29 protein-coding genes are annotated in these 26,585 nt (G+C 66.0%); 11 read left to right on the top strand and 18 right to left on the bottom strand.

Annotated elements, in window-relative coordinates; genetic code table 11:
• Nucleotides 1–4: 4 nt before the first annotated feature.
• The 9 genes from G6N42_RS25840 to G6N42_RS25800 all read right to left on the bottom strand — a co-directional run bounded on the left by G6N42_RS25840 (nucleotide 5) and on the right by G6N42_RS25800 (nucleotide 10,107).
• Nucleotides 5–1,255: an MlaD family protein gene (locus G6N42_RS25840; RefSeq protein WP_163734735.1), complete on the bottom strand. Its 1,251-nt coding sequence runs from the start codon at nucleotides 1,253–1,255 to the stop codon at nucleotides 5–7.
• Nucleotides 1,252–2,514: an MlaD family protein gene (locus G6N42_RS25835; RefSeq protein ID WP_163734733.1), complete on the bottom strand. Its 1,263-nt coding sequence runs from the start codon at nucleotides 2,512–2,514 to the stop codon at nucleotides 1,252–1,254. Before G6N42_RS25835 ends, G6N42_RS25840 begins: the two co-directional genes overlap by 4 nt.
• Entirely contained in the window at nucleotides 2,514–3,623 is a 1,110-nt protein-coding gene (locus tag G6N42_RS25830; RefSeq protein ID WP_163734731.1) for an MCE family protein, read from the bottom strand. The genes G6N42_RS25835 and G6N42_RS25830 overlap by 1 nt, the downstream gene beginning before the upstream one ends.
• A complete protein-coding gene (locus G6N42_RS25825; RefSeq protein ID WP_163734730.1) occupies nucleotides 3,620–4,660 on the bottom strand; it encodes an MlaD family protein in 1,041 nt (346 codons plus the stop codon). Before G6N42_RS25825 ends, G6N42_RS25830 begins: the two co-directional genes overlap by 4 nt.
• A complete protein-coding gene (locus G6N42_RS25820) occupies nucleotides 4,653–5,708 on the bottom strand; it encodes an MCE family protein (protein WP_163734728.1) in 1,056 nt (351 codons plus the stop codon). Before G6N42_RS25820 ends, G6N42_RS25825 begins: the two co-directional genes overlap by 8 nt.
• Nucleotides 5,705–7,324: an MlaD family protein gene (locus tag G6N42_RS25815; RefSeq protein ID WP_163734725.1), complete on the bottom strand. Its 1,620-nt coding sequence runs from the start codon at nucleotides 7,322–7,324 to the stop codon at nucleotides 5,705–5,707. Before G6N42_RS25815 ends, G6N42_RS25820 begins: the two co-directional genes overlap by 4 nt.
• A 7-nt stretch (nucleotides 7,325–7,331) precedes the next feature.
• The gene (locus G6N42_RS25810; RefSeq protein WP_163734722.1) at nucleotides 7,332–8,189 is read right to left on the bottom strand and encodes an MlaE family ABC transporter permease; all 858 of its coding nucleotides are present in this window, start codon (nucleotides 8,187–8,189) and stop codon (nucleotides 7,332–7,334) included.
• Nucleotide 8,190: 1 nt separating this feature from the next.
• Nucleotides 8,191–9,060, bottom strand: a complete 870-nt coding sequence (locus tag G6N42_RS25805) for an MlaE family ABC transporter permease (protein WP_163734720.1) — start codon at nucleotides 9,058–9,060, stop codon at nucleotides 8,191–8,193.
• 405 nt (nucleotides 9,061–9,465) lie between these two features.
• Nucleotides 9,466–10,107, bottom strand: coding sequence for a TetR/AcrR family transcriptional regulator (locus G6N42_RS25800; protein WP_232076324.1), 642 nt, complete (start codon nucleotides 10,105–10,107; stop codon nucleotides 9,466–9,468).
• Nucleotides 10,108–10,154: 47 nt separating this feature from the next.
• Between G6N42_RS25800 and G6N42_RS25795 the strand changes: the two genes are divergently transcribed.
• The 3 genes from G6N42_RS25795 to G6N42_RS25785 all read left to right on the top strand — a co-directional run bounded on the left by G6N42_RS25795 (nucleotide 10,155) and on the right by G6N42_RS25785 (nucleotide 12,894).
• Nucleotides 10,155–11,378 (top strand): oxygenase MpaB family protein, encoded by a 1,224-nt coding sequence (locus tag G6N42_RS25795; protein ID WP_163734718.1) that lies wholly within the window; start codon nucleotides 10,155–10,157, stop codon nucleotides 11,376–11,378.
• A complete protein-coding gene (locus G6N42_RS25790; protein WP_163734716.1) occupies nucleotides 11,353–12,282 on the top strand; it encodes an oxygenase MpaB family protein in 930 nt (309 codons plus the stop codon). The genes G6N42_RS25795 and G6N42_RS25790 overlap by 26 nt, the downstream gene beginning before the upstream one ends.
• A gap of 141 nt (nucleotides 12,283–12,423) precedes the next feature.
• Complete coding sequence (locus G6N42_RS25785; RefSeq protein WP_163734714.1) at nucleotides 12,424–12,894, top strand: YciI family protein; 471 nt, start codon at nucleotides 12,424–12,426, stop codon at nucleotides 12,892–12,894.
• Between the two features lie 62 nt (nucleotides 12,895–12,956).
• On the opposite strand, the gene G6N42_RS25780 is transcribed toward G6N42_RS25785, so the two are convergent.
• The 3 genes from G6N42_RS25780 to G6N42_RS25770 form a co-directional block, all read right to left on the bottom strand.
• The gene (locus tag G6N42_RS25780) at nucleotides 12,957–13,424 is read right to left on the bottom strand and encodes a hypothetical protein (protein WP_163734713.1); all 468 of its coding nucleotides are present in this window, start codon (nucleotides 13,422–13,424) and stop codon (nucleotides 12,957–12,959) included.
• Between the two features lie 13 nt (nucleotides 13,425–13,437).
• Nucleotides 13,438–14,175, bottom strand: a complete 738-nt coding sequence (locus tag G6N42_RS25775) for a hypothetical protein (protein ID WP_163734712.1) — start codon at nucleotides 14,173–14,175, stop codon at nucleotides 13,438–13,440.
• A 168-nt stretch (nucleotides 14,176–14,343) separates the two neighbouring features.
• Nucleotides 14,344–14,595: a DUF3253 domain-containing protein gene (locus G6N42_RS25770; RefSeq protein WP_232076322.1), complete on the bottom strand. Its 252-nt coding sequence runs from the start codon at nucleotides 14,593–14,595 to the stop codon at nucleotides 14,344–14,346.
• Nucleotides 14,596–14,661: 66 nt separating this feature from the next.
• Here G6N42_RS25770 and fadD8 point away from each other — a divergent pair, with 66 nt between their 5' ends.
• Nucleotides 14,662–16,296 carry a fatty-acid--CoA ligase FadD8 gene (gene fadD8, locus G6N42_RS25765; RefSeq protein ID WP_163734708.1) on the top strand — a complete coding sequence of 545 codons (1,635 nt, stop codon included), beginning with the start codon at nucleotides 14,662–14,664 and terminating at the stop codon, nucleotides 16,294–16,296.
• A gap of 75 nt (nucleotides 16,297–16,371) precedes the next feature.
• Here fadD8 and G6N42_RS25760 read toward each other — a convergent pair whose 3' ends face one another.
• Complete coding sequence (locus tag G6N42_RS25760; protein ID WP_163734706.1) at nucleotides 16,372–16,965, bottom strand: nucleoside/nucleotide kinase family protein; 594 nt, start codon at nucleotides 16,963–16,965, stop codon at nucleotides 16,372–16,374.
• Entirely contained in the window at nucleotides 16,949–17,158 is a 210-nt protein-coding gene (locus G6N42_RS25755) for a hypothetical protein (RefSeq protein WP_163690889.1), read from the bottom strand. The genes G6N42_RS25760 and G6N42_RS25755 overlap by 17 nt, the downstream gene beginning before the upstream one ends.
• 129 nt (nucleotides 17,159–17,287) lie before the next feature.
• On the opposite strand from G6N42_RS25755, the gene G6N42_RS25750 reads away from it, so the two are divergent.
• Nucleotides 17,288–18,499: an RNA polymerase sigma factor gene (locus G6N42_RS25750; RefSeq protein WP_163738267.1), complete on the top strand. Its 1,212-nt coding sequence runs from the start codon at nucleotides 17,288–17,290 to the stop codon at nucleotides 18,497–18,499.
• On the opposite strand, the gene G6N42_RS25745 is transcribed toward G6N42_RS25750, so the two are convergent.
• From G6N42_RS25745 to G6N42_RS25730, 4 genes are read right to left on the bottom strand one after another with little or no spacing between them, the layout of a single operon-like run.
• Nucleotides 18,496–19,119 carry an SAM-dependent methyltransferase gene (locus G6N42_RS25745; RefSeq protein ID WP_163734704.1) on the bottom strand — a complete coding sequence of 208 codons (624 nt, stop codon included), beginning with the start codon at nucleotides 19,117–19,119 and terminating at the stop codon, nucleotides 18,496–18,498. The two genes, G6N42_RS25750 and G6N42_RS25745, sit on opposite strands and share 4 nt — an antisense overlap.
• Nucleotides 19,119–19,880: a PIG-L deacetylase family protein gene (locus G6N42_RS25740; protein WP_163734702.1), complete on the bottom strand. Its 762-nt coding sequence runs from the start codon at nucleotides 19,878–19,880 to the stop codon at nucleotides 19,119–19,121. Before G6N42_RS25740 ends, G6N42_RS25745 begins: the two co-directional genes overlap by 1 nt.
• On the bottom strand, nucleotides 19,877–20,818 hold the full coding sequence (locus G6N42_RS25735) for an acyl-CoA dehydrogenase family protein (RefSeq protein WP_163734700.1): 942 nt from the start codon (nucleotides 20,816–20,818) through the stop codon (nucleotides 19,877–19,879). Before G6N42_RS25735 ends, G6N42_RS25740 begins: the two co-directional genes overlap by 4 nt.
• Nucleotides 20,815–21,519: a glycosyltransferase family 2 protein gene (locus tag G6N42_RS25730; RefSeq protein ID WP_163734698.1), complete on the bottom strand. Its 705-nt coding sequence runs from the start codon at nucleotides 21,517–21,519 to the stop codon at nucleotides 20,815–20,817. The genes G6N42_RS25735 and G6N42_RS25730 overlap by 4 nt, the downstream gene beginning before the upstream one ends.
• Before the next feature lie 47 nt (nucleotides 21,520–21,566).
• On the opposite strand from G6N42_RS25730, the gene G6N42_RS25725 reads away from it, so the two are divergent.
• Genes G6N42_RS25725 through G6N42_RS25700 form a run of 6 tightly spaced genes read left to right on the top strand, consistent with a single transcriptional unit; the run spans nucleotide 21,567 to nucleotide 26,571 of the window.
• On the top strand, nucleotides 21,567–22,262 hold the full coding sequence (locus tag G6N42_RS25725) for an HAD family hydrolase (protein ID WP_163734696.1): 696 nt from the start codon (nucleotides 21,567–21,569) through the stop codon (nucleotides 22,260–22,262).
• Nucleotides 22,259–22,720, top strand: coding sequence for a nitroreductase family deazaflavin-dependent oxidoreductase (locus G6N42_RS25720; protein ID WP_163734694.1), 462 nt, complete (start codon nucleotides 22,259–22,261; stop codon nucleotides 22,718–22,720). The genes G6N42_RS25725 and G6N42_RS25720 overlap by 4 nt, the downstream gene beginning before the upstream one ends.
• Before the next feature lie 10 nt (nucleotides 22,721–22,730).
• Nucleotides 22,731–23,192, top strand: coding sequence for a nitroreductase/quinone reductase family protein (locus G6N42_RS25715; protein ID WP_163734692.1), 462 nt, complete (start codon nucleotides 22,731–22,733; stop codon nucleotides 23,190–23,192).
• Complete coding sequence (locus G6N42_RS25710) at nucleotides 23,189–24,100, top strand: 1,4-dihydroxy-2-naphthoyl-CoA synthase (protein ID WP_163734690.1); 912 nt, start codon at nucleotides 23,189–23,191, stop codon at nucleotides 24,098–24,100. Before G6N42_RS25715 ends, G6N42_RS25710 begins: the two co-directional genes overlap by 4 nt.
• A 27-nt stretch (nucleotides 24,101–24,127) precedes the next feature.
• Nucleotides 24,128–25,012, top strand: coding sequence for an SDR family oxidoreductase (locus G6N42_RS25705; RefSeq protein WP_163734686.1), 885 nt, complete (start codon nucleotides 24,128–24,130; stop codon nucleotides 25,010–25,012).
• On the top strand, nucleotides 25,012–26,571 hold the full coding sequence (locus tag G6N42_RS25700; RefSeq protein ID WP_163734682.1) for a long-chain-fatty-acid--CoA ligase: 1,560 nt from the start codon (nucleotides 25,012–25,014) through the stop codon (nucleotides 26,569–26,571). Before G6N42_RS25705 ends, G6N42_RS25700 begins: the two co-directional genes overlap by 1 nt.
• Nucleotides 26,572–26,585 lie beyond the last annotated feature (14 nt).

Genomic DNA, 26,585 nt, shown 5'->3' with positions numbered 1-26,585 from the left:
TCACTCAACGCGGTGGCTCGATGGGCAGGACGGGGCCACCGTACGGCGTGGGAATTGTGAAGCGGCCCTTCGGCGTCGGATCGGTCTGACGGCCGAGGTCGGCGCCCGGCGGCGGGCCTGCGGTGTCGTCGTCGGCGGGACGCGGTGCGTTCTTGGCTCCGCGAATCAGTACACCTGGATGGTCGTCGCGGCAGTAGGTGTACATGAACGGCTCGGGAAAGTCTGCCGAAGACGGTGGCAGACGCGGCGTTCCGTAGTCACAGAAGTACATCGGGTAGGGGTCCGCGGTTGCCCACAGTCCGTTGTCGTGCAACGTGCTGGTGATCGCGTCCAGCACCGATGTGCGATACGTCGGGAACAGCGCATTCAGCGCCGGGACACGAAGGTAGAGCAGTCGCGATGTAGTGGTCAGATTCCCGAGCAACTGCACCATGATGTCGGAGTTGTCGATGAACAACGCATCGACGTCGGACAGCGTGTCCGGCGCCTCGTTGGTGAGACGGCGGTAACCCTCGCGCATTTTGTTGATCCCGACAAAGCTCTCGCTGAGATTGTCTGCGGCGACGTCCATTCCAGCATTTTTGTCCGAGACGAGGGTGAATACGGTACGGCTGTTGCGCAGCACGCTGGTGGTCTCCGGCAACACCGAGTCGAGAGTGGACAGCAGGAAGGAGCCGCCGTTGACGATGTCGGCGAGCTTGCGCGGACCGTCCTTGCTCAGGCTCAGTTCGCGTTTGATGAGCTCGATCTGGGCCGTGTCGACCTGCGCCAGCGCGCCGTCGGCATCAGCGAGCAATTCCGCCAGGCTGACCGGGACGGTGGCCCTGCCCTGACTGACCACAGCGCCGTCCCTCAGATAAGGCCCGTCACTCGACTGCGCCGCGAAATCGATGTACTGCTCACCCGCGGGCGAAAGTCCCGACACGCGTACGTCGCTGGACTCGGGGATGTGCACCGCCGAGTTGACGTCAACAACCGCGTTGACTCCCGACGGCGTGATGTCGAGTCGGTCCACCCGCCCGATCCGCACGCCGCGCAGCGTGACGTCCTGATTCGGCAGCAGCCCTGCCGAATCCGGCAGTTCGATGGTCACGCGGTAAGTCGACGTCAGCGGATTCACCTGCAGCGCAACAAGAGACAAGTACGCGACGGCCACGACCAGCGTGCAGAGCAGCGCACCGGCTGACAGCCACGCCTTCCGGCGGTAGCCGAAGCGCACCGCGGCGACGAGGTGATTCGCGACGGCGGAGATCATGGCGTCCTCGGCGGGACTGCAGGGACGGAGGCCGGCGGCGGCTGCAGACCGGCTGGCGGCGCTCCCGGTGGCAGCACGCCGGGCGGCGGCGGCGGCGCGATCATCACCTCTCCGGGAACGTCCGGGTTGGGGATCACGGGCACCTGCGGGACACCTGGCCCCTTGCCGACGACCCGCTCCTGCAGCCGGTAGAGCGTGTACTGGAACGTTCCGACCAATTGGTGCCAGTTGTACCGTTTGGGCCCGTGCAGCCCCGGGTCACCAGCGAATCCGATGTCAGGTATCGAGCCGAGGATCAGCCGGTCGATGCTGCCGTTCACCGCGAGCGCAGTACCGGTGGTCGACTTCACGAACGGAGGCATCAGCCGGTTCAGTGAATGCAGCGTGGCGTCGGGGGTGAGCACGACGTCGTTCCATGCCCGCGCGATCTCGTTCGCGTCGGCGATCACGCTCCGGCCGCTGGCGTCGGTGCCCGCGATCGACGGGAACTTGCGCAGCTGGCCGGAGACGTCGCCGATCTGCACGACGAGGTCGGCGATCTGGCTCGTATGGACGGCCAGAGTGTCGGTGGCGGGGCGAGCCTCCGCCAGCACATCGGCGAGACTCTGGTTCTTCGCCTCGATGGTGTCGACCAGTCGCGACGTCTCGGTCATCGCGTTGGCGATCTGGTCCGACCGCGAATTGAGCCTGCCGAGCGTGTTGTTCGTCTTGCGGATCAGCGTGCCGAACGCTTCGCCCTGATCACCGGTCGCCTTGCCGAGGCCGTTGACGATATTGGTGAAGTTGCGCACCGCGCCGCCGTTCACCAGGATCGCGGCCGAGCTGAGCACCGACTCGACCGTCGCTGCGGCGGTCGTCGATTCCAGCTCGATGGAGTCGCCGTCCTTCAGCAGCGGCGCACCGGGTTCGGCCGGGCTCGGCGGCTTGACCGCGATGAACACGTCACCGAGCGGCGTTGCCGACCGCAGTTCGGCGGTGCTGCCCTTGGGCAGCCGCACCCCGTCCATGATGCGCAACGTCGTCACAGCGGTGTAATTGCGAGCGACCATCGATTCGAGTTGCCCGACGTCGGCGCCCGCGAGTTTCACCTTCGCATTGGCGGGCAGATTGAGCGCATTGGAGAACACCGCGGTCAGCGTGTAGCCGGCGGAGCCGACGCCGGGCGCGGGCAGTGGCAGGCTGGCCAACCCTTCTGAAGCACAACTGGTTACGGCCAGACAAAGGGCTGCGGCCAGGGCGGTCAATCGACGGGCGTACATCACTTCTGTCCCATCGCGGCCAGGCCGTCGAGCATGGACGTCAGTCCGTAATCCGGTCCGAAGTCCTGCAACGTCCCCGTGCTGCATCCGAGCTGGCGCAGACCCATCATGTTGCAGACTTCCTTCATCGTCTGGCTGTCGAAGAGCACCCGGTCGGTGAGCACCTTGGCCCGGATGGCGCCGTTACGTTGATCGATGATGTTGTAGATGTTGTCCAGCGTCATCGCCGCCAGATCGAGGAACTCCTTGAGATCGCGCTCATGCTCGACGGTCGTGCGCGACACCGTGTTGGCGTTGGCGACGATGCCCTTGATCGCGTCGCGGTTGGCCTCGAGAACCTCGCCTGTCTGCACGAGCACCTCGTTCAGCTTCTTGCCGGTGGTACCGCTTCCGAGATCCTCGTCGGCGATGACCTGGCTGAGCACATTGACGTTCGATCCGAACTCGCGAAGCGTCGCATCGTTGGCGGCGGCAGCATCGAGCAGCGAACTGACGTTGCGGATGATGGTCGTCAACTGGTCGCGCGTCACCGCGCCGCCGTCGGCGCTCAGCCGCAGGGCTTCCGACAGTTCACCGAGGGAATCCTTCATCTGCTGACCATTGCCGTCCGCGATGGCGGCACTGGCGTTGACGAGGTCGGCGACCGGGCCGTTGCCGTGACCGTCACCGCGAAGCGAAACGGACAGCTTGTCGAGAACGTCTAGCACTCGGGCGAATTCGACCGGGGTCTTGGTTCGATTCAGTCCGATGGTGTCGCCGTTCTGCAGTGCCGGGCCACCACTGTAGGGCGGCGTCAACTCGATTTGGCGGTCCGTGAGGATCGAGTTCGAGATCGTCACCGCCTGGGCATCGGCAGGCACCTTGACGTCCTTGTCCACGGTGAACTCCACTTCGACATACCCACCCTTGGGGGTGATCTTGGTGACCTTGCCCACCGGCATGCCGAGCACCGCGACGGTATTGTCCTCGTAAAGCCCTGCCGCATTGTCGAACTGGGCGGTGACCGTGACGGTATCCAGCCGATCCGCGGCGAAGGTCCACACCAAGGCGGCACCCACCACCACCGACACGAGGACGACGGCACCGAGGGCGAGCACTTTCGTTCTCATTTGCAGTCCTGGAAGTACGGAATCATGTTGAACTGCTCGGCGCGCTCGCTGATGGCACACATCCACGAGTCGACGAGCAGGCCATTGGGAGCGTTGAATCCGACCGCGTTGCCACTACCGGTAGCGTTGGTCAGATTTCGCAGTGTGACGGGGCCGGCTTGCAGGGTGCTGCGCAACAGGTCGTCGTGCTGGCCGAGCATGCCCGACAGTTCACGGATGTCCCGCAACAAGGCCTCGAGTTGCGGACGGTCGTCGATCACGATACCGCTGAGCGTTTCGACCAGATTGGTGAGCGCAGCCATCATCGCGTGAAAGGTCTCGCGCCGGGCGACGAACTCGCCCACCAGCGAATTGCCCTGCCGGACCAGAGTTCCGATGGTGGACTGCTGGCGGCGCAGCGTGTTTGTCACCGTCTCAGTGGTTTTCAGCAGGGAGCCCAACTGGTCGCGTCGTCGGGCGATGATCTCCGACAACGTCTTGGTGTTGGCCAGCGCCTGCGGAATGACCGGTGGCAGTGTTTGCATCTGCTTGCCGAGGACCCCGAGTGTTTCGGCGAACTGATCCGAGTCGACCTGCTCGTAGGTGGTCGTCACGTCGGACAACGCCTCCTGCAGATCGTAGGGCACCTCGGTGTGTTCGAGATCAAAGGTGTTGTCCGGCAACGCCCCTTCCCCCGCTGGCTGCAACGACAGGTAGCGGGAGCCGAGGATGGTGGTGATCTTGATGGACGCGCGGGATTGCGTGCCGAGCGGGATGTCGTCGCGGACTTTCAGCCCCGCTTCGACATGGTCGCCCGCCAACTCCATGCTGGTCACTTCCCCGACCGGGATGCCCGCGATGGTGATCGGATTGCCCACCTGCAGCGCCGCCGCTTGCAGGAACTGCGCCGTGTAGTGGCGATACCCCACATTGGCGACCTTGACGAGCAGCAGCGATCCGATCAGCACCGTGACCACCGCGACGGCGATGACGCCAAGCCAGGTCTTGTTGCGTTCCTCGAGCGGGATCCGTCGCCGCTTTGGTGATTGGTCAGCCATTGGCCATGTTCCTGCACTTCGGCGAGTACTGGGTGCCCGGTCCTGGTGAAGCGGCATCGACGATGATCGGAATCACGTCGTTGAGCCCGGGGAAAAAGCCTTGGATGTTGAGGTCGCAGGCATAGGCGTTGGCGTATGGACCGTCGCTGGTGATGCGTGCGAATCCCTTCAACAGCAGCGGCAGGTTCGCACCGGTGAACGCCAGCTGCGGCTCGAGGCCGACCATGTGCGAAGCGAATCCCGGCTCTCGGGTGACGAGCTCGTTCAGCGGCGGGTACACCTCGTCGGAGATCGTGGACAGCTGTCGCACCACCTTCGCGATCGCGCCGGTGGACGCGACCAGCTCGGGGCGCCGGGCATCGAAAGTAGATACCACCGTTTGGGTTTCGGTGAGCACGTGGTCGAGATCATCGTTGTGTTTGGCGAGGTTCGCCACGACCGTGTTCAGATCGGTGATGACGGCGCCCAGTTCCTCGTCGCGACCGGCGAATGATTCCGTCAGCTGCGATGTCTGGTCGACGAGGGCGGTGATCGACCCGGTGTCGCCCTGCAGCGACTGCAGGACTCCTTTGGTGAGGTTATCGGCGTCGCGCGGATTGAGCAGACTGAACAGGGGTTCATAACCGTTGAGCAGGGTGCCGACATCGAAGGACGGATCGGTGCGTTCGACGGGGATGACGCTGTTCGGTGGCAGCGGTCCGGGCTCGCCGATGTTGCCCAGCGACAGCCCGAGGTAGCGCTGGCCGACGATGTTCTGATAGGTGACCGACGCAACGGTGGTCCCCAAGACCTGCTGGTCCGACTGCACCACGAACGACACCTTCGCCTTATCGCCCTGCAGCTCAATGCTTTCGACACGGCCCACGCGAACCCCCGCCATGCGCACGTCGTCGCCTTCGCGAAGGCCGAACACATCGGTGAACACAGCGGCGTAGGGGATGGTCTCACCGGCGACGTCGCGGCGCAGCGTGGCGTAGACCAGCCAGGTCAACGCCACGGTTACCACCATGAACAGCGACAGACCGATCAGTGGCCCGCGGTATCTCATCCTGCCTCCTGCGCAACAGTGACCGTCGTCCCGCGAGCGAGCGGGCCGAGCAGTAGTTGGGTGGCGCTCGTCGCCGGTTGTCCGGTGAGAAGGCTGAATTGGGCCCGCTCCCCTGGGCTGCCGACCGGGCCGACGTTTCCGCCGTACGACGCGGGTGCGGCCTCAGCCGGTAGCGCGGGGGGAGCGGGGGCGGCCGGCGGCGCGCCGCCTGTCGCATCTCTCGTGTTCGGGGCCGTCGGATCCGACCATGGTTTCGGCGCCACCGGTGCCGGTGGTGACAGCGGTACCGGCGGTGGCGGGGTTGGCACCAGTGCCGGATTGGATGTTCCCGGTACCGGCGGCGAAGGCGGCATCCACGACGGCAGTGGCGGATTGGGATCGGCCAAGCTGGGATTGAAGTTGATCAACGGCGGTCCAACGGCGACGAGGTTGCCGTTCTCACCCACGATGGTGCCCGGCGGCGGTGCCAGATCTTTCGGGGGCTGATAGTTCTGCGGTAACAGGATGTCGGGCAGTTCGGGTCTGGTCGGAACCAGCGGTGCGGTGAAACAGCTCGGTCCCTTCAGCTCTCCGTACTGCGGGCAATCCGCCCGGGTGTAGGTGTAGCTGGGCGTGAAGGTCAGATTGACTCGCATGTTGCCGATATCTCTATCGGGCATCCACACATGCTCGAAGAACCTGTCCGCCAACGTGTTCAGCTTCACGAATGCCGGCACGAAGTTGTGTGACGTCTGCGCCAGCACGCCGATCACCGGCGTCATCTCACCGGTGATCTTCACCAGCCGGTCCGTGTGGTTGTTCAACGCGGTGTGCGTCGTGCCCATGGTGTGCACGCCGCCGGAGATGAGCGCATCGAGCTGCGAGCGCTGTTCGACAAGGGTCTGCATCGGCTCTATCGCCTGCTGCAGTGAGTCGATGAGCTCGGGTGCGGTCGCCTGCAGCCCGTGGGTCGCATCGATGAGCGCGGAGACCGTCGTCGCATCGGGTTCGGTGGCGACGATCGAGTCGAGCTGGTCGATCAAACGGTTCAAATGCGCACCGGAGGCCAGCAGTTCGGCCCGCTTGCCCTCGGTCGCGGCGTTCACCGCGGCGAGGATGCCCACCGTCTTGTCCTCACGACCGCGCCCGGTCGCCGCCAGCAGGTCGCGAAGCTTGCTGATGGTGGTCTGGAACAGGACCGTCGGCAGCTCGGTGTCCTCCGGGATGTGGGCCCCGGCTCGGATCGGTGCCCCCGTCCCTTGGTCGACGAGTTGCACCGAGGACACCGCAAACACGTTGCTCGGCACTACCCGCGCCGTCACTCCAGCTGGAATCGATTGTGCGTATTCGGGTTTGAGGTCGATGTGGACGAAGTTCGGCCTACCGTCAGCGGCCGGTGTGACGCTGTCGACCATGCCGACGAGCACACCGTGATACTTGACGTCGGACCGTTGCGGCAGGCCGTCACCGACGTTGACGAGGTCGGCCACCACCCGGACATACGGGTCGAGTCGACCCGTCGACTTGACCAACAACGTCGCGGTCGCCAGGGCTGCGACCACGAACAGCGCCACGCCGCAACCGAGCAGCTGGCGGTTCGACGGCCCACGTCCGTCCGGGTCAAGCGAATTCGACAATGTTCCCCTATCCCCCAAACCTTGCGCCTGCGTCGACAGACCACAGCGCCATCGTCAGCAGCATGTTGACCATGATCACGACGGTGATGCTGGCCCTCATCGCATGTCCGGCGGCGACTCCCACACCTTCCGGACCGCCGGAGGCGTAGAAGCCGTAGTAACACTGCACGGTCGAGGCGATCCACACGAAGATGATGGTCTTGATGAGCGAATAGAGGATGTCTTGACCGGACAGCATCAACGAGAAGTAGTGCAGATACGAGCCTGTCGAGCCGCCGCTGATGACGTACACGACGACTTGGGTGGTCAGATAGCTCACCGCGAGGCAGGCGACGTACAGCGGGACGACGGCGACCACCGACGCCATCAGCCGCGTGGTCACCAGGTACGGAACAGGTCGAATCGCAAGCGAATCCAGAGCGTCGATCTCTTCGGCGATGCGCATCGAACCCAGCTGGGCGGTGAACCGGCAACCGGCCTGGGTGGCGAACGCGAGCGAGGCGGCAATCGGGGCGAGCTCACGGGTGTTGACCAGCGAGGAGATGATTCCCGTCGCCGGTCCCAGTCCCAGCAGGTCGAGGAAGTTATAGCCCTCGATCCCGACGAGGGCCCCGACGGTGACACCCAACACGATCGCCACGCCGGCGGTGCCGCCGCCGACCACCAAAGATCCGTTGCCCCAGGCGATGTCGGATAGCAGGCGGACGAATTCGCTGCGGTAGTGACGCAGCGCGATGGGCACACCCGTCAACGCCCTGACGAAGAACACCAGCATGTGCCCCAGCCGCATCAGCGGCGTGCTGATGAGGCGGTACGCGCGGATTACCGGGACGAATGCCTTGGGCCGGTAGGGGGCTACGGCCATGTCACAGCCCCACTCTCGGGAACATCATGATGTACAGCTGACTGATGACGACATTGACGACCATCAGGATCAGGATCGATTCGACGACCGCCGCGTTCACCGAGTTGGCGACTCCGGTCGGACCACCGACCGTGGACATGCCCTTCTGACACGACACCACCGCGACGATGGCGCCGAAGATCACCGCCTTCAACAACGCGACGATCAGGTCGCCGGTGGTCGCGAACGAGGCGAAGGTGGCCACGAAGCTGCCGGGTGCGCCGTTCTGGAAGTAGACGTTGAACAGGTAGCTCGCCAGGAACCCGACGAAGCAGACGACGCCGGTGAGCGCGACACCGACCAGGATGGCGGCGGCGAACCGCGGCACCACCAGACGCCGGATCACCGAGACGCCCATGACTTCCATCGCGTCGGTTTCTTCACGCATCTTGCGCGAGCCGAGGTCCGCGGTGATCGCGGATCCGACGGCGGCGGCCATCAATATCGCGGCCGTCAGAGATGCGGCCTGTCGGATCACCGCCAGCCCGCTCGCGGCACCGGCGAGCGAGGTAGCACCCACCTGGCCGGCCAACAACGCGAACTGAATCGACAAGGTGACGCCGATGGGCAGGGCCACCAGAACCGTCGGCAGGACAGCGGTGCCGGCCATGAAGGCCCCCTGGCGGATGAACTCCTGCCACTGGAAGCGACCGGTGAAGAGATCGATGACCAAGTACTGAACGGTGCGGACGGCAAGAACGAACTGATCGCCAACGGTGGTCAGCGAGGCCAAGGGGTGGCGACGAACGTATCCCGCGCTCCAGTTCTGAATGGCTTCGAGGCCGTCGTCGGCGTCGCCGGCTGTTGCCCGGTCTGCAGGTGGAGCGGTCACCGGCCTCGAACCCCTTGCGTCAAGACGATCAGCCGCCCACTTGCTTGTGCCGAGTCAACGTCAACCCTCACGTTCGGACACCAACCCGGCAATCCCGCGTCGGCCTGTTCTTGGCAACCTCGCTGCCGCCCGACACGCTATGGCTGGCGACCCTTCAACGTCAAGGTTTTTGTGAATGGTCATTAACATAATTGAGTTGCTGCGAAGTTTCTCCAACGATGACCACGCCGTCTGGCGAGTTCAAGACCGACCCTACGACCAGTGGCCGACGCTCCGGGGAGCTTTCAATACTTATAGGTACGGTTATGTTCGTTTACTTCTTGTACGGCTGGGGCCCGCCGTCCAGGCGGCGACCACATGCTGACACGAGCGGTGACTCGCGTTCAATTCGCGTTTCGGGCGGCGTCACCGACGGCCGTGCGGCGGGGTCGGCCACGGACGCAGATAACTCAGCGCCATGGTGGTGAGTTCGTCGATGAACTCGTCGCGACCGATCGGCGGCTGGTCGAGGACGAACCGCACGCACAGGTGCTCGACCATGCGCACCAGCATCCACGCGGCCGTGTCATGCGAGCCGACGGGCCGAAGCCGTTTCTGGTTGATGGTCAGATACGCCTTGGTGAGGTCGCCGATGCGCTGCTCGAACGCGACGAGCTTGCTCCCGGCACCGAGGCGCGGAGTCTGCTCCATGACCGCCCGCAGAAATTCGGGGTGTACGTCGAGGGCGTCCAGCAGTGCGGCGATGGACTCGCGCACATAGTCCGGCGCCGGCCGGCTGAGTCGTTCTGACACCCTCGCCGCGACCCGGGCGGACAACTGATCGCTGTACCGGTCGATCACGGCCGCCGCAATGGCGTCCTTGTTGGGGAAGTACTGATACAGCGAGCCCGGACTGATTCCCGCGGCCGCGGCGATGCGGTTGGTGGAGGCTCCGTCATACCCGTGGGCGATCAGCATCTGCTCACCGGCGTCGAGGATGCGGTCGACCATCAGCCGGGATCGCTCCTGGCGCGGCGTCCGGCGCAGCGCGGGATCGACCTTCGCCATCAGAAGGCGAATTGAACGCGAGTCATTGCTCGTGTGAACATCGGGTCATGGTCGCACAGCAAGCCCAGTCCTTGCATCCCGGTCGGTTCATGGAGGCACCCCGCCGCAATCGTCGTCTTGGGCGTCCGCTGCAGGTACTCACCAGAACGGCGCGGCCGGATCCTGAACTGATCGACCTGATCGGCCAGCGGTTGCTCGAGCGCGACGAACTCGGCGCAGCGCTGGTCGCCGCGATGCGCAGCGAGCGTGACGGCGACCGCGTATCCATGGGTCAGTTCAAGGCAGCGCTCGAGCACGGCGTCGACGCCGTACCCGACTGCCCCGGCGCGTTACGCGAGTTCTTCTCCGCGGTTGAGCGTGTACCCGCCTGGGTGGACTGGGATCTGATGAACGAGGGTGCGGCAGCCTACCGACGGTTGGGCACCAATGCCGCCGATGTCATGCTGCAGTTATCGCTGATCGGAGGCTATCGATTCGGCGGTCCCACCGATCTGTTGGTTGAGACCGGAGGTCTGACCGGGCGCACCACGGTCCGCCGTCTGGCCGAGACGCAGAAGTGGGCGGTCGCGGTGTCTCAGCATGACGCCATGCGTCGCGACGGCGAAGGCTTCAAGCTCACCGTCCACGTCCGATTGATGCACGCACTGGTGAATCACCAATTCGAAACGAACGGCCGCTGGGACATCGACCAGTGGGGCCTGCCAATCAACCAGACCGACCAGGCCGCAACACTGGGCCTGTTCAACGGCGCTCTATTGCTGGGCATCCGCCTCCTCGGGGTGCGGGTGAGCAAATCCGAGTCTGCGGCGATCATGCACCTGTGGCGCTACGTCGGCTGGTTGATGGGGGTTGATGAAGACTGGTTGTGCGAGACAGAGGCCCAACAGCACCGGCTCAATTACCACCTTCTCATCACGCAATCGACGGTCAGCGCGGCCGGACCCCCACTGGCGAATGCGATCGTCGAAGCGCAGCGCCACCTGCATTACCCGAACTTGCCGGGCCTTCGGGGCAGCTACCGCCGCGCCCGACTACTGAGCATGCTGCGGTACTTCCTGCGTGCTGAGGGAATGCGCGACCTCGACCTACCGCGGGCGATTCCCTGGGCGGTCATCCCGATCGTGGCCAAGAACTGCATTCGCTACCAACTTCTCGCCCGCACTCGGGTGGGCCGGGCCTACCTCGAGCGATGGGGTGAGCGCACGAGCGACGCCCTGCTGGCGAAATACTTCGGGGAGCAGAGGCATGACGTCGGTGAACTCGCCCTCTGACGTGTCGAAGCCTGACGGATCCGCGCCACCCGCGCTTGGGCCGCAATCGCTGCTGTGGCGATGGGCCGGCGATATGCGCATCGCCTTCGAAGGCGGCACGGCGGGACTCCTGCAGACCATGCACCCCGCCATCGGACAGGGACTGATCGACCATTCCGACTTCTTCGACGATCCGGTCGACCGAGTCTTTCGTTCTCTCCCGGGAATCCTCGGAACGATCTACAACGGCGAACTGGCCGAGTCGACCGGCATACAGGTGCGCGACTTCCACCGCGACATCAAGGGCTCGCTACCCGGCGGGGGTCGCTATCACGCGCTGCAACCGGAGACTTTCTGGTGGGCGCACGCGACATTTCAGCGAATGGTCGATCGTCTTGCGCTGCACTGGGATCGCCACCGCTTGACCGCCGAACAGAGCGAGCAGCTCTATGCCGAGGGCTGCGAGTGGTATCGCCGCTACGGCGTCACCGGCACAGTCGTGCCACCGGACCGGGCGGTCTTCGAGCGCGAGGTCGAGCGCTACTGCGACGAGGTCCTGGTGCCGAACCCCGCGTCGACCTACCTGATCGAATTCATCAACCGGCGCGCGATACCGGACATGAGCGCGTCGCCGGACTATCCCTCTCATCCGCGACTGCGGCCACTGACCGACGCGTTGCTGCCCACCCTGCCGGTGCGAATGGCCCTGGCGCCGCCCATGCGACTGGTCATCTTCGGCGGACTGCCCGCCTCCGTGCGCGAGCGGTTCGGCATCTCGTGGAGCCGCGGCGACGAACGCCGATATCGCGGCATTCGTGCCGGCATCCGCGCCGGATGGCCCTACGTCCCGGCGTCACTCAAGTGGTACCCCGCCGCCCGTAAAGGCTGGATTCGCGAACGAGGACGCGTACCCGGCCGGTTCTGAGCCGCAACGCACCAGTTCAGAGTTGTTGCCGAAATTCGATGAGTTTCTTTCGTCGTCCGTGTCGATTTCAGTGGGTTGCCGTTCGACGTATGCACGAGGGCACGATGGAACGAGCCCCTTCCCAACTAGAAGGAGACAAAAATGTCGCGCTACATGCTGATCATGCGGTCCAGCGCCGAGGCCGAGGCGGCCATGGCGGAGGCGGGGATCGACTTCGACCAGGTCATCGAAGACATGGGCCGCTTCAACGAGGAGCTCATCAAGGCCGGTGTGCTGCTCGCCGGTGAGGGGCTGACGGGGCCCGAGGAGGGCTTCGTCGTCGACTTCAACTCCGACCCGCCCGTGGTCACCGACGGCCCGTACACCGAGGCCAAGGAGCTGTTCAACGGGTTCTGGATCCTCGACGTGTCGTCGAAGGAGGAAGCCAAGCAATGGGCTCAGAAGATCCCGCTCGGCAAGGGCGTCAAGGTCGAGGTCCGCCGGGTGTCGGAGACCGAGGAGTTCCCGCAGGACAACCCTTGGGTCCAGAAGGAGATCCAGTGGAAGGCCGAACTGGCCGAGAAGATCGCGGCGCAGGCGCGCGCGGACGCCGACAAGTTCGCGAGTCGCTGAGCCGGCCCGGCGTGCTGTGAAGCAGCGCTGCCTAGGGGTCGGGCAGCGCTGCTTCGTGGTGCCTACGCGACTTTCGCCAGGCTGAAGCCGCTTTGGTAGGTGGCCCCGGCAGGATCGCCGCACGCCGGGACGGATTGCGTGTTGACCGCGGTGCCGTCCAACGTCGCCGCCTCGAACGAAAACACAACTGTGCCAGGGGCGGTGACGTTGTCATTGGGTGGACTGCATCGAACCGCATGGACGTACTGCACGGTCATGTCCCACCGCCCGTTGTTCAACAGGGCCCGCCCCCCATAAGGGACGACCCTCGGGTCGGTGACCGGCGTGACGGCTACGTCCGCGCATCCGGGACCGCACGGCGTGATCACCCATGTGTTGACTCGGCCGGTGTCGGACTCATAGGTGTAGGTACCGCTCAGCTCGCCCGGTGAAGGCTGGAGAGGCCCGTCGGCCGATGCGGTACCTGCCGATCCGATCGCCACGCCTGCCGCCAGGATGATCGCCGCGGGCAGCTCGCGAGTGATGGTCATGCCGTTCCTCTCGTCACACGTGTCCGGGCATTCCGCCCATGCCGGCGCCCATGCCACCGATATGTCCCATTCCGCCCATGCCGGCGCCCATGCCACCGATATGTCCGATTCCGCCCATGCCGGCGCCCATGCCACCGATATGACCGATTCCACCCATACCGGCGCCCATGCCGCTGATTCCGCCCATGCCGGCCGGGCCGCCGATTCCGCCCATACCCGCGGGGGCCATCGGAGGCGGTGCTATCGGTGCCATCGGCGGCGGTGCGATCGGCGCCATCGGCGGCGGTGCGATCGGCGCCATCGGTGGCGGCGCGATTGGCGGCGCCGGCGGCGGCGCCAGGGGCGGCGGCGCGACCGGCGGCGCCGGCGGGGGTGCCGGCGGGGGTGGCGGAGGAGGTGGAGGCGGCGTCGGCAGCCCGTACGGACCGCCCGCGCACACCGGATTGGCAGGCTGGCTGACGCACGCAGGATCACCTGGACCGGTCGGAGACCCCATGGCGGGAGGAGGCGGCGGCGCATAGGGGCCGCCCTGGCACACGGGGTTGGTTGGCTGGCTGATGCATCGGGGATCGTCTGGCCCGGTCGGTGGCCCGGGCGGCTGGAGCGGTGCCGGCGCAATGGACGTTCCGCCGAAGACGGGCATCGCGATCGCCGGGCCAGCCGCGCCCGTCGTGGCGACGACGATGAGCGCACCGGCGAGAGCACCCTTAGCCACGATGCCGCCGACACGGGAGGCATTGGTCCAGCTCATCTTTCGCTCCTTCGCGCTAAGGAAAGGCGATGCGAGGCCCAATGTTATTGACGCCAAAGCAAATTCGCCCATACCTACAGTGTCGCCGGGTGGAACATTCGCACGCTAGCCCATCGAAAAACGCGCCGACAGCAAATCAGCGAAACCAGCTATTCACGTTGCTGAACGTCACCGCGGCCGAGCGCGAATCCGGATGGGTCCGCGCCACTGTGCGTCCGGGTCGATCACCTCGCCGCGCTGCATGATCTCCACGTCGCCGGCTCTCGCGAGGTCTCGCGCGATGTCGCGGGCGCCTTCCATCAAATCGCGCCAGTCGTCGCCCCCGACGGCGCGTGCCGCGTCCGACGGGCAGATGGTTTTGGCCGGCGCCCGCTCGCGGGCCAGCGTCAGAATCGCCTCGCGCAACTTCTTCTCACTCACTGATCGGAAGAAGCCCGTTCGGGGTTCCCTTGAAACCATTTCTGTAACACGTTCTAATCTGGAGGCATGAGCACTGATGCAGTCTCTTCCTCGCGCGAGCGCTCGTCAGCGCTGCTGCGGCATCCCATCCATTCCGGGCACCTCACGGTCGGCGCGCTGAAGCGCAACAAGGACAAGCCGGTGCTGTTCCTCGGCGACACCACACTGACCGGCGGCCAGCTGGCAGAGCGCATCAGCCAGTACATTCAGGCCTTCGAGGCACTGGGTGCGGGCACCGGGGTGGTGAGCGGGCTGCTGGCACTGAACCGGCCCGAGGTGCTGATGATCCTGGGGGCCGGCCAGACGCAGGGTTACCGACGCCTGTCACTACACCCTCTCGGCTCACTGGACGACCACGCATACGTGCTCAACGACGCCGGCGTCACGTCGCTGACCATCGACCCGAACCCGATGTTCGTCGAGCGGGCCAAGGGGTTGCTCGAGAAGGTTCCCGGTCTCAAGCAGGTGCTGACGATAGGCCCGGTCCCCGAGGAACTCGCCGAGGTCGGCGTGGACCTCACCGCCGAAGCCGCCAAGTACTCGCCGAAGCCGTTGGTCGCCGCTGACCTGCCGCCGGACCACATCGGTGGCATGGCTTACACCGGCGGCACCACCGGTAAGCCCAAGGGCGTGATCGGCACCGCGCAGTCGATCACCACCATGACGACCATTCAGCTCGCGGAGTGGGAGTGGCCCGATCGTCCGAAATTCCTGATGTGCACGCCGCTGTCGCACGCAGGCGCGGCCTTCTTCGTGCCGACCATCATCAAGGGCGGCGAGCTGGTGGTGCTCACGAAGTTCGATCCGGCTGAGGTGCTGAAAACCATTGAGGAGCAGAAGATCACGGCCACCATGCTGGTGCCGTCGATGATCTACGCACTGATGGACCACCCGGATTCGCACACCCGCGACCTGTCGTCACTTGAGACGGTGTACTACGGCGCCTCGGCAATGAACCCGGTGCGCCTGAAGGAGGCGATCGACCGGTTCGGCCCGATCTTCGCGCAGTACTACGGCCAGTCCGAGGCGCCGATGGTCATCACCTACCTGCCCAAGGGCGATCACGACGAGAAACGGTTGACGTCCTGCGGGCGGCCGACGGTGTTCGCGCGCACCGCGCTGCTCGATGCCGACGGAAACCAGGTGCCCCAGGGTGAGGTCGGCGAGATCTGCGTGTCCGGTCCGCTGGTGTCCGGCGGTTACTGGAACAAGCCGGAGGCGACGGCCGAGACGTTCAGGGACGGCTGGATGCACACCGGCGACCTGGCCCGCGAGGACGAGGACGGCTTCTGGTACATCGTCGACCGGACCAAGGACATGATCGTCACCGGCGGCTTCAACGTGTTCCCGCGCGAGGTGGAAGACGTTGTCGCAGAGCATCCTTCGGTTGCGCAGGTGTGCGTGATCGGCACGCCCGACGAGAAGTGGGGTGAGGCGGTGACCGCGGTGGTCGTGCTGCGGCCCGATGCCCCGTCCGACGAGGCGGCGATCGCGACGATGACGGCCGAGATCCAGTCGGCGGTCAAGGAGCGCAAGGGTTCGGTGCAGTCGCCCAAGCAGGTGATCATCGTCGATTCGGTGCCGGTGACCGCGCTGGGAAAGCCGGACAAGAAGGCGGTGCGCGCACAGTTCTGGGAGGGTGCGGACCGCGCGATCGGCTGAGTTGCTTCGCGAGCGACCGCTTCTGTACGCCCAATAGCGGCGTGTCGCAGTGCCAACACGGTCACTCGCGATGCGCTAGATCACTAGGTCGGCCCTACCGCGGCCGCGGTCGATGCGCTCGGCGTTCGGCTCGTCGATGGCGCGCACCCACGCCTGCGCCCGCTCGGGCGACTTGCCGAACTCGACATGGCGCGCGATGAGCCGGCGTCGACGCTCATCGGGTGCGCAGTCCACGAACCACACCTCGTCCAGCGTGCGCCGCACCAGCGGCCACGGCTCGTCGTCATCGAGCAGATAGTTACCCTCGGTCACGATGAGCCTCGCCGTCGGCTCCACACAGATGCTGCCCGCGACCGGTTGCTCGATATCGCGGTCGAAGGCCGGGGCATAGACAGCCTCGCCGCCTCGGCGGATGCGTTGCAGCAGCGCGAGATACCCGTACGCGTCAAAGGTGTCGATCGCGCCCTTGCGATCGAGCCGGCCCAGCCGTCGCAGCTCCGCGTCCGCGAGGTGAAAGCCGTCCATGGGGACGTGCACCGCGTCATCAATTGATGACGCGACCTGACGCGCCAACGCCGTCTTGCCCGCGCCGGGCGACCCGGTGATGCCGACGATGACGCGGTCCTCCCGGGCGAGCAGAGCCTCGAGACGGCTACTCCAGGAGGTCATCGATCTCGGCGGCCAACCGCTCGATGCGCTCCCGTTCACTGGGGATACCGCGACTGTCGTCGGCGGCGCGCCGCCAGCCCATCCGCCACATCCGCGCGACGGTCCGGTCCCCGATACCCGCGTACGGGTTCGCGATCCTCTGCGGGTAGGCCTTCCGGCCTTCCCGGTAAGCGGTCACGAGTCGGTGCGTCATCACCGTCAACTCTCCTGCGCGAACAGCGGCAGAGGCCGCCATTTCTGCGGCGTGTCGGAGCGTTTTCCCCGTCCTCGGCAGAATGGTGGGGTGTCGAACATCCAGCAGACCGTCGACGCGGTGTGGCGGATGGAGGCCGCCAAGATCGTCGCGACGTTGACGCGGATGGTCGGCGACGTCGGCTTCGCGGAGGATTTGGCGCAAGAGGCGCTCCTCGACGCACTGACCCAATGGCCCGCCTCAGGTGTGCCGCGCAACCCCGGCGCCTGGTTGACCGCGGTGGCCAAACGCAAGGCGATCGACCAGTGGCGGCGTCAGGAGAACCTCGACGCCAAGTACGCCGTGCTGGCGCACGAACTGGAGACGCAGGACCAGGACTCCCCCGAGGCGTGGGATCCCGACCACATCGACGACGACGTGTTGCGTCTGGTGTTCATCTCGGCGCACCCCGTGCTCTCCCGCGAGGGTCAGATCGCGCTGACTCTGCGTGTCGTCGGCGGTCTGACGACCGAGGAGATCGCCCGCGCCTTCCTCACGTCCAAGGCGACGATCGCCGCGCGCATCACCCGCGCGAAGAAGACCCTGTCCGAAGCGAATGTGCCGTTCGAGGTGCCGGACCGCTCGGAGTACCCGCAGCGCCTGTCGGCTGTGTTGTCGGTGATCTACCTCATCTACAACGAGGGCTATTCGGCGTCGTTCGGACAGCGCTGGATCCGCGACGAACTGTGCAGTGAGGCTTTGCGGTTGGGCCGTGTGCTCGCCGCGCTGGCTCCCGACGAGCCAGAGGTGCACGGCCTGGTCTCGCTGATGGAGTTCCAGTCGTCGCGATTCGCGGCCCGCACCGACAGCGACGGCAGGCCGATCCTGTTGGAGGCTCAGAACCGGGCCCGGTGGGATCGCGCGCAGATCAGGCGCGGCGTGGCGGCACTGGAGCGATCAGCAGACGCGTTGCGGCGCAAGGGTGTCGGCTGGGGCTCGTACGGCCTGCAGGCGGCAATCGCCGAATGCCACGCCACCGCACCCACGGCCGGTGACACCGACTGGAAACACATCGTCATGCTGTACGACGGGCTTGTCCAGGTATCACCGTCGCCCGTCGTCCACCTCAACCGTGCCGTCGCGGTGGCGATGGCCGGCGACCCCGCCGAGGCGCTGGCGATCGTCGACGGCTTGACCGGTCTCGACGGCTCGTACCTGGTGCCCAGCGTGCGCGGCGAGTTCCTCATCCGGCTGGGCCGCAATGCCGAGGCTGCCGACGAGTTCGATCGCGCCGCCGGATTGACCGACAACGAGCGGGAGCGGGAAGTATTGGCCGACAAGGCTGTTCGCGCGCGTGGCTAAGCCCCCGGCACACCCGTCCGCGCGGCCACCGATTTCGAGGAACCGGTATCGAATACCTCGACGATCACGTCCGCGTCGCGGTATCCGCCCAGGTGATGCAGATCAGACGTCGCGGCGATGACGTCGGTCGCGTAGTCCCCCGTCATCGGGTATTCGGCCACCGGGTGACGCCAGTGCGCGGCGACGACCGTCGTGCCGGGCCTCAACAGGGGTATCTCGCGGTCCAGGGTGTCGCGTAGCACCTCGGGATGCAGGTAGTAGCAGAGCTCGGACAGCACCACCAGATCGAATCCGTCCTGCGGCCACGGGTCGTCCACCGACCTGCGAAGCAGCGTCACGTTCTGGCGTCGGCCCGCGTCGATCAGCCGTCGGTGCGCGGCGTCCAGCGCCGCACTCGCGATATCGGTGCTCGTGACGTGATCACACCGTGTGGTGAGTTGTTCGGTGAGCACACCGATCGAACAGCCCGGTTCGAAAGCATGGCGGTAGCGCCGATAGGGCAACAGCGCCAAGGTGATCGCATACTTTCGTTGCTCATACCACCGCCCTCCGAGCTGCCACGGATCTTCGGACTCGGAGTAGATCCGGTCGAAATACCCGGTCGATAGCCGAGTGGGCATCAGAACACCACCTCCCTGACGGCGAGCAGCCGCCGTAGTACGAACGACGGCAGCAGCGGCGCATCGGCACCGTCCGGCTCGACCTGTGTGCGGTAACACCGCACGGCCGCCGTTTTGCGGTCGAAAGCGTGTGGAGTGATCGGCATGGCAAGCACCCGATTCCATGGCAAGGCGATATCACCGGGTGTGGCCCAGTGCCACATCCATATCGGATACTCCAGCAACACCGCGTCGCAGCGGTGCGCGGCGGTCGCCGCGGCACGGCCGACGGCCTGGTGGTCGGGATGTCCATCGCCACGCCACGTCGCCGCGATCCACGTCCGGTTCGTCCTCGGCGCCAGAATCTCGGTCAGCAGGTCCGCGAGCCGTTCCTCGTGATCGCTCAGCTCACCGTCGGGCAAGCCGAGACAGATCGGCGCGGGGACCCCTAGCACCGACATGGCTTCGTGGAGTTCGGCGCGACGGACGCGTTCCAGGTGCAGACGCTCCAACAGCCCTATGCCATCACGCGAGGCTCCACCGTCACTGGCGGCGACGACCTGTACCCGCACCCCCCGTTCGGCGAGGGCGACCATCGACGCACCGAATCCGAGCGTCTCGTCGTCGGGATGCGCTGCCACGACGATGATTTCGTCACAGCCACCAAGGTCCAGTTCGGGTACATCTGCGAGCGCATCGAGCCACTCCTCCGTCGGCGTACCAACGTCGGTGAGGGGCCTCGCGGCGAAGCGCGCGCAGTTGTCGACATTCGCGACAGTCATAGCTCGGCTCCCGCCAGCACGCCCAGCCGCTCGAGATCGCGCTCGGCGTGGCTCTGCCTCACGTAAACCGTCAGGTCGGCGACGCGTTTCGCGTGCTGCGCGTCCTGGCACAGCGGCGTCGGGCCCAGAGCGCGACCCGTTCTCGCGATCGATTCCTCGACCGCGGTTTCGATCACCGCTCGCGTGCGTCGCGCGATCATCTCGGCCGCACCTTTACGGTTCAACGGATCGTTGTCGACCGCGGCCGCCGCGCTGTCCAGCATGGCTTCGCCGGCGGCCAGTGCGGCGTCCACAGCGCCCAGGTGCGCCAGGGTGTGAGGGTCGACGGAATCCTGTGCAGCGCGGGCATACAGTGGCCGGGCGACGGCGCGTGCCCCGCCCAGCCAGCATGCTGCGACGCCGATCGCGCCGTGCCAGAACCCGGGCCGCGACAGATACTCACCGGGCCGGCCTACCGGCGTGGCCGGTACATCACTGAATTGCACTGAGCGGGTATCGGATTCGGCCATCCCGGGGTTACGCCACCCGCTCGGCAAGGGCCGTACCCCGGCGTGCCGCAGATCGACGGCGAACAGTCCGCGCTCGCCGGAGTCGAGTCGCGCGGTGACGAGAGCATGCGTGCACAGCCCGGCTCCCGAGCACCACACTTTCGTGCCGTTCAACGACGTCGATCCGCCGTCGCCGTGCGCGCTCAGCACCGCGTCGCGTGACTCTGCCGCCCAGACACCGTACAGCTCACCGGATTTCGATTCATATCCGCCGAGTTCGGCGATGATCGCGACCGCGTCGGTATGAGCTTCGGCGAGGCGGGCCGCCACCACGTCGACCTCGGCCAGCTCGGCGAGGCGGTGCCAACGTCGCGCCGTTTCGCCGCCGCCGGGCAACGGCAGCTCCAACGCTCCGGCATCCAACCATCGGCTGAGCAGTCCACTTGTCATGTCTGGGCACGCACCTTGCGCCGTGGCCGAGCCAGCTCGCGAAGGTGGGCGGCGAATCCGCCGGGGGCGCGTCCGTCTTCGCGTGCCGAAGTCGCCACCGTGAGCTTTGCGTCCCGATGGATGCTCAGGTGCGCAGCCTCGAATCGCTCGACGAGGTCGACGTCCTCACCGGTGCTCAGGGCACGGAACCCGCCGACACCCCAGTACGCGTCGGCCCGGAAGCCCATGTTGGCGCCGTGGACGTGATCGTGGCCCGGACCTTTCGAGTTGTAGGCGGCTCGGTAGCGGCGGGCCACCTCGGCGGGGAGCCGCCACACCGGTATGCGCACCGTGCCGAGCACCATGTCGGCGTCGGCTTGCGTCATCTGCGACAGCCACCGACTGCCGACGATGGTGTCGGCGTCCGTGGTGGCGAACCAGGTGCGGGCGGGCTCGACGTCGGTGCACACCGAGCGCGCGTACTCGAACCCGGCGGCGCGGGCGGCGCCGACGTTGGCCGCGTCGGTCGAGATGAAGTGCACGTTGGGGCCGTACCGCCCGATGAGGCGATCGCTCCCGTCGTCGCAAGAATCGAGCACAACGACGATCAATACCGGCATCTGCGCGCTCATCGACGTCGCAAGCAGCGCGGACAGGCTGCGCGGCAAATTGTCGATCTCGTTGTGCGCGGGCACCACCACGACCGCCTGCTCGAACTTCATCACAGGTGGTTAATTAGCCAATTTCGCCAGTTCTCACACCTGGCAGCATGGTGCGGGTGAATCGCATCGAAGCTGCTCTGTTCGATTTCTCCGGCACGCTGTTCCGGCTGGAGGAGGACGACAGCTGGTTCAACGGCATCGAAGTCGACGAACGCCAGATCGACGGCCATGTACAGGCCGAGCTGATGCGCAGGATGACCGCACCTACGGGCCAGCACGTCAACATGCCTCCCGACGCCCATCACGCGTGGATCAACCGTGACCTCGCCCCGCACCTGCACCGCGAGGCCTACTTGCATGTCCTTCGCGAGTCGGGGGTGGCCGACCACCAGGCCGAAGCGCTTTACGGCCTGATGATCGACCCGCTGAACTGGACGCCGTACCCCGACACCGCCGGTGTGCTGGAGGGTCTGCATCGACAGGGCATCAAGACCGCTGTCGTGTCGAACATCGCCTTCGACGTGCGGCCGGCGTTCGAGTCGATCGGCGCAGCCGAGTTCGTCGACGAATTCGTGTTGTCGTTCGAAGTCGGTGCCGTCAAGCCCGACGCGGCGATCTTCCAGACCGCGCTGGACCGGCTCGGGGTGCAGGCCGCGCGGGCGGTCATGGTCGGCGACAGCGACGAGGCCGACGGCGGTGCGCGCGCCCTGGGCTGTGGATTCGTGCTCGTTGACCCGCTGCCGACGGCAGAGCGCCGCGACGGGTTGCGCGCCGCCTTGGCCGATCACGGTGTGCAGCTATGACGGGTCCCGAGCCGATCCGAGCGCCGTGGTGGCTGAAGTACGCGAACAAAGTCGTCGTGAGGCTGGTGCGGGTCGGCGTGCCGATCTCGCGACGTGAGTCACCGGTCGTGCTGACGGTACCGGGCCGAAAGACGGGCAGGCCGCGCTCGACTCCGGTCACACCGATGCACGTGAACGGCAAACGATTTGTCGTGAACGGTTATCCGGGTGCCGACTGGGTCCGCAACGTGCGCGCCGCCCCGCAGGTGGCGCTGACCCAGGGCAGGCGGTCGGAGGTGGTGCGGATGGTCGAGCTGAGCGCCGAGGATGCTCGACCGATCTTGCGGGAGTTCCCCGTTCAGGTGTCCGACGGTGTCGACATCATGAAGCGAGCAGGCGTGCTGAAGACCGGGACCGTCGACGAGTTGGTGAGCCTGGCAGGCCGACTGCCCGTGTTTCGCATCGATCCGGTCGCGTAGCGTTCCAGGCATGTCCGACAGCGCGCGCATCCGGCCGCCGTGGTGGCTGAAGTACGTCAACAAAGTCATGATCGGTATCCAGAAAATCGGCCTACCCCTGGGCGAGAAGGGACCGGTGATCCTCGTGGTCCCCGGTCGGAAATCGGGGAAGCCGCGCTCGACGCCCATCACTCCGATGACCGTCGAGGGCAAGCGCTACGTGCTCGGCGGCCTGCCGGGCAGCGATTGGGCGGCCAACCTGCGGGCAGCCGGTGAGGCGGAATTGAAGCAGGGCAAGACCTCCGAACGTGTCCGCGTCATCGAGTTGCCGCCCGAAGAGGCAAAGCCACTGCTGCGCCTATTCCCCGTCGAGGTGCCCACCGGTGTCAGTTTCATGAAAAACGCCGGTCTCATCACCGGTCCGAACCCCGACGAGTACGAGGCCCTCGCCGGCCGCTGCCCGGTGTTCCGATTCGATCCGGTAAACGCATGAAGGACAACCCTTTTGACCCGTCACTGTGGCAGGCCGTCGACGGGTTCGACCTGACCGACATCACCTACCACCGTCATGTCGTCGACGGGAAACCGCAGCCGACGGTGCGGGTGGCCTTCGACCGTCCCGACGTGCGCAACGCGTTCCGGCCGCACAGCGTCGACGAGCTGTACCGAGTGCTCGACCACGCCAGGATGTGGCCCGAGATCGGCGTCATCCTGCTCACCGGTAACGGGCCAAGCCCGAAGGACGGCGGCTGGGCGTTCTGCTCCGGTGGCGACCAGCGCATCCGTGGACGCAGCGGCTACCAGTACGCAGCCGGTGAGACCGCCGAGTCCGTCGATCCTGCGCGTGCCGGGCGGCTGCACATCCTCGAGGTGCAGCGGCTCATCCGGTTCATGCCGAAGGTCGTGATCTGCCTGGTCAACGGCTGGGCGGCCGGCGGCGGACACAGCCTGCACGTGACATGCGACCTCACCCTGGCCAGCCGCGAGCACGCGCGGTTCAAGCAGACCGACGCCGACGTCGGTAGCTTCGACGGCGGCTACGGCAGCGCGTATCTGGCCAAGCAGGTCGGCCAGAAGTTCGCCCGCGAGATCTTCTTCCTCGGCAGGCCGTATGACGCCGAGCAGATGCACGCGATGGGCGCGGTGAACGAGGTCGTCGATCACGCCTCGCTCGAGACCGTCGGGCTCGAGTGGGCGGCCGCCATCAACGGCAAATCGCCGCAGGCGATCCGCATGCTCAAGTACGCGTTCAACCTGACCGACGACGGGCTGATGGGCCAGCAGCTGTTTGCCGGTGAGGCAACGCGATTGGCGTACATGACCGATGAGGCCGTCGAGGGCCGCGACGCGTTCCTGGAGAAGCGCGACCCTGACTGGAGCCAGTTCCCCCGCTACTTCTGATTGCGGGTCGACCTAGACTCGCCGACTGTGAGTAAGAACCCGCTGCGCTGGCTCTCCGAACAGGTGCTGCTGGCCGGCATGCGACCACCGCTGGCCCCGCAGTTGATGCTGCGCCGCCCCGACCGCGGCGAGATCGACCTCAAGGGCAAGCGGATCCTGCTGACCGGGGCGTCGTCGGGCATCGGTGAGGCCGCCGCCGCGAAGTTCGCCCGCCGCGGTGCCACGGTGGTGGTCGCCGCCCGCCGCCAGGAACTCCTCGACGATTTGGTCGACCGGATCTCCGCCGACGGCGGCACCGCGAGGGCCCACGCCTGCGACCTGTCGGACCTGGACGCCGTCGACGAACTGGTCGCCGCGCTCGAGCGCGACCTCGGCGGCATCGACATCCTGATCAACAACGCGGGGCGCTCGATCCGTAGGCCGCTGGCGGAATCCCTGGACCGCTGGCATGACGTCGAGCGCACGATGTCCCTGAACTACTACTCGCCGCTGCGGCTGATCCGCGGGCTGGCTCCTGGTATGCGCGAGCGCGGCGACGGCCACATCATCAACGTGTCGACCTGGGGTGTGCTCAACGAATCGTCGCCCCTGTTCTCGGTGTACAACGCGTCGAAGGCGGCGCTCACCTCCGTCAGCCGGATCATCGAAACCGAGTGGGGCGACGACGGGGTGCACTCGACGACGCTGTTCTACCCGCTCGTCCTCACACCGATGATCGCGCCTACCCGCGCCTACGACGGACTGCCCGGATTGAGCGCCGACGAGGCAGCGGACTGGATGATCACCGCGGCACGGGTCCGTCCGGTGCGCATCGCACCGCGGATGGCCGTCACCGCGCAGGCGGTGAACACGTTCGCCCCCGGCGCGGTGAACGCGGTGATGAAACGTCAACGCGTACAACCCAGCAGCTGATGACCGCACCCGAAATCGCCACGATCGCCGACATCGTCCGCGTCCAGGCGCGACGGCGGCCCGACGCCACCGCGCTCATCGTGGGTGAGCGGACGATCTCGTTCGCCGAACTCGACGCACGGTCCAACCAGGTCGCCCAGGCGTTCCGCGCCGCCGGTGTGGGATTCGGTGATCGGGTCGCCTTCATCGAGAAGAACGGCGCGGAGTTCTTCGAGGTGATGTTCGGCCTCACCAAGCTGGGTGCCGTTGGCGTACCGGTGAATTGGCGGCTGGCCGCACCGGAGATGCTGCACATCATCGAGGACGCACAGGCGTGCATGGTCGTCGTCGGATCCCAATTCTTCGGCCATCTGGAGGCGGTCGAGGATCAGCTGACGACGGTGGGCGACATCTTGGCGATCGGAGCGCATGACCGGTGGCCGTCTTTCGAGGACTGGTTGGCCGGCCATCCAATTGAAGACCCTTATGTCACAACGGGTCCCGACGACATCGCTTTCTTGATGTACACGTCCGGCACCACCGGGCTACCCAAGGGTGTCATGCTTTCCAACGGCAACTATCTCTGCAAGTCCAGCGGCATCGCCGGACAATGGCGGTTCACCGACGACAGTGTCAGCCTCGCGGTGATGCCGATGTTCCACATGGCCGGCTCGGGCTGGGTGTTCGTCGGAATGTACGAAGGCGCCACCACCGTGGTGCTGCGCGACGTCGACCCGGCCGCGATTCTGGATTCCGTTGTCCGACATCGGATCACCAACCTGCTGCTGGTGCCCGCGGTGATCCAGATGATGCTCGGCGCGCCGGAGGTTGAGAGCGCCGACTTCTCGAGCGTACGGGCCATTGTCTACGGTGCTTCGCCCATCACCGACGACGTGCTGGTGAAGGGGCTTGACCGCTTCGGGTGTGAGTTCATCCAGGTGTATGGGTTGACCGAAACCACCGGCTCGGTAACACAACTCGACGTTCACGATCCGTCGCGACGTCCTGAGCTGCTGCGCTCCTGCGGTAAGCCCTACCCGTGGGTGGAGCTGCGCATCGTCGGCGACGACGGCTGCGAGGTACCCACCGGCACGGTCGGTGAGGTGTGGACGCGGTCGGCGCAGAACATGCACGGCTACTGGAACAACCCCGACGCCACGGCAGCGACGGTCACCGACGACGGGTGGTTGAAGACCGGCGACGCCGGCTACGTCGACCACGACGGCTTTGTCTACCTGCACGACCGGAAGAAGGACATGATCGTCTCCGGCGGGGAGAACGTGTACCCCACCGAGGTCGAGAACGTTTTGATGACCCATCCCGGCGTCGGCGATGTGGCCATCATCGGAATCCCCGACGAGAGGTGGGGCGAGGCGGTCAAGGCCGTCGTCGTGCCCGTAGCAGGGGCCGCACCGACCGAGGCCGAGCTCATCGCCTATGCGCGCGAACGGCTTGCCGGGTTCAAGTTGCCCAAGTCTGTCGACTTCGCCGAAGTGCTGCCCCGCAACCCGAGCGGCAAGCTGCTCAAACGAGCGCTTCGCGAACCGTACTGGGCGGGCGTCGACCGTCGAATCGGCTGACCGAGCGTGATAGA

Source organism: Mycobacterium gallinarum (genome assembly GCF_010726765.1).
GTDB lineage: Bacteria > Actinomycetota > Actinomycetes > Mycobacteriales > Mycobacteriaceae > Mycobacterium > Mycobacterium gallinarum.
The sequence above is the reverse complement of the archived record's forward strand: the minus strand, read 5'-3'. Positions and strand labels throughout refer to the sequence as shown.

Bases quoted from the DNA above. Each gene is read 5' to 3' on its own strand.
- G6N42_RS25840 (WP_163734735.1), bottom strand. From the start codon at position 1,255: ATGATCTCCGCCGTCGCGAATCACCTCGTCGCCGCGGTGCGCTTCGGC.
- G6N42_RS25835 (WP_163734733.1), bottom strand. From the start codon at position 2,514: ATGTACGCCCGTCGATTGACCGCCCTGGCCGCAGCCCTTTGTCTGGCC.
- G6N42_RS25830 (WP_163734731.1), bottom strand. From the start codon at position 3,623: ATGAGAACGAAAGTGCTCGCCCTCGGTGCCGTCGTCCTCGTGTCGGTG.
- G6N42_RS25825 (WP_163734730.1), bottom strand. From the start codon at position 4,660: ATGGCTGACCAATCACCAAAGCGGCGACGGATCCCGCTCGAGGAACGC.
- G6N42_RS25820 (WP_163734728.1), bottom strand. From the start codon at position 5,708: ATGAGATACCGCGGGCCACTGATCGGTCTGTCGCTGTTCATGGTGGTA.
- G6N42_RS25810 (WP_163734722.1), bottom strand. From the start codon at position 8,189: ATGGCCGTAGCCCCCTACCGGCCCAAGGCATTCGTCCCGGTAATCCGC.
- G6N42_RS25800 (WP_232076324.1), bottom strand. From the start codon at position 10,107: ATGGCGAAGGTCGATCCCGCGCTGCGCCGGACGCCGCGCCAGGAGCGA.
- G6N42_RS25795 (WP_163734718.1), top strand. From the start codon at position 10,155: ATGGTCGCACAGCAAGCCCAGTCCTTGCATCCCGGTCGGTTCATGGAG.
- G6N42_RS25790 (WP_163734716.1), top strand. From the start codon at position 11,353: ATGACGTCGGTGAACTCGCCCTCTGACGTGTCGAAGCCTGACGGATCC.
- G6N42_RS25785 (WP_163734714.1), top strand. From the start codon at position 12,424: ATGTCGCGCTACATGCTGATCATGCGGTCCAGCGCCGAGGCCGAGGCG.
- G6N42_RS25780 (WP_163734713.1), bottom strand. From the start codon at position 13,424: ATGACCATCACTCGCGAGCTGCCCGCGGCGATCATCCTGGCGGCAGGC.
- G6N42_RS25775 (WP_163734712.1), bottom strand. From the start codon at position 14,175: ATGAGCTGGACCAATGCCTCCCGTGTCGGCGGCATCGTGGCTAAGGGT.
- fadD8 (WP_163734708.1), top strand. From the start codon at position 14,662: ATGAGCACTGATGCAGTCTCTTCCTCGCGCGAGCGCTCGTCAGCGCTG.
- G6N42_RS25760 (WP_163734706.1), bottom strand. From the start codon at position 16,965: ATGACCTCCTGGAGTAGCCGTCTCGAGGCTCTGCTCGCCCGGGAGGAC.
- G6N42_RS25755 (WP_163690889.1), bottom strand. From the start codon at position 17,158: ATGACGCACCGACTCGTGACCGCTTACCGGGAAGGCCGGAAGGCCTAC.
- G6N42_RS25750 (WP_163738267.1), top strand. From the start codon at position 17,288: ATGGAGGCCGCCAAGATCGTCGCGACGTTGACGCGGATGGTCGGCGAC.
- G6N42_RS25745 (WP_163734704.1), bottom strand. From the start codon at position 19,119: ATGCCCACTCGGCTATCGACCGGGTATTTCGACCGGATCTACTCCGAG.
- G6N42_RS25740 (WP_163734702.1), bottom strand. From the start codon at position 19,880: ATGACTGTCGCGAATGTCGACAACTGCGCGCGCTTCGCCGCGAGGCCC.
- G6N42_RS25735 (WP_163734700.1), bottom strand. From the start codon at position 20,818: ATGACAAGTGGACTGCTCAGCCGATGGTTGGATGCCGGAGCGTTGGAG.
- G6N42_RS25730 (WP_163734698.1), bottom strand. From the start codon at position 21,519: ATGAAGTTCGAGCAGGCGGTCGTGGTGGTGCCCGCGCACAACGAGATC.
- G6N42_RS25725 (WP_163734696.1), top strand. From the start codon at position 21,567: ATGGTGCGGGTGAATCGCATCGAAGCTGCTCTGTTCGATTTCTCCGGC.
- G6N42_RS25720 (WP_163734694.1), top strand. From the start codon at position 22,259: ATGACGGGTCCCGAGCCGATCCGAGCGCCGTGGTGGCTGAAGTACGCG.
- G6N42_RS25715 (WP_163734692.1), top strand. From the start codon at position 22,731: ATGTCCGACAGCGCGCGCATCCGGCCGCCGTGGTGGCTGAAGTACGTC.
- G6N42_RS25710 (WP_163734690.1), top strand. From the start codon at position 23,189: ATGAAGGACAACCCTTTTGACCCGTCACTGTGGCAGGCCGTCGACGGG.
- G6N42_RS25700 (WP_163734682.1), top strand. From the start codon at position 25,012: ATGACCGCACCCGAAATCGCCACGATCGCCGACATCGTCCGCGTCCAG.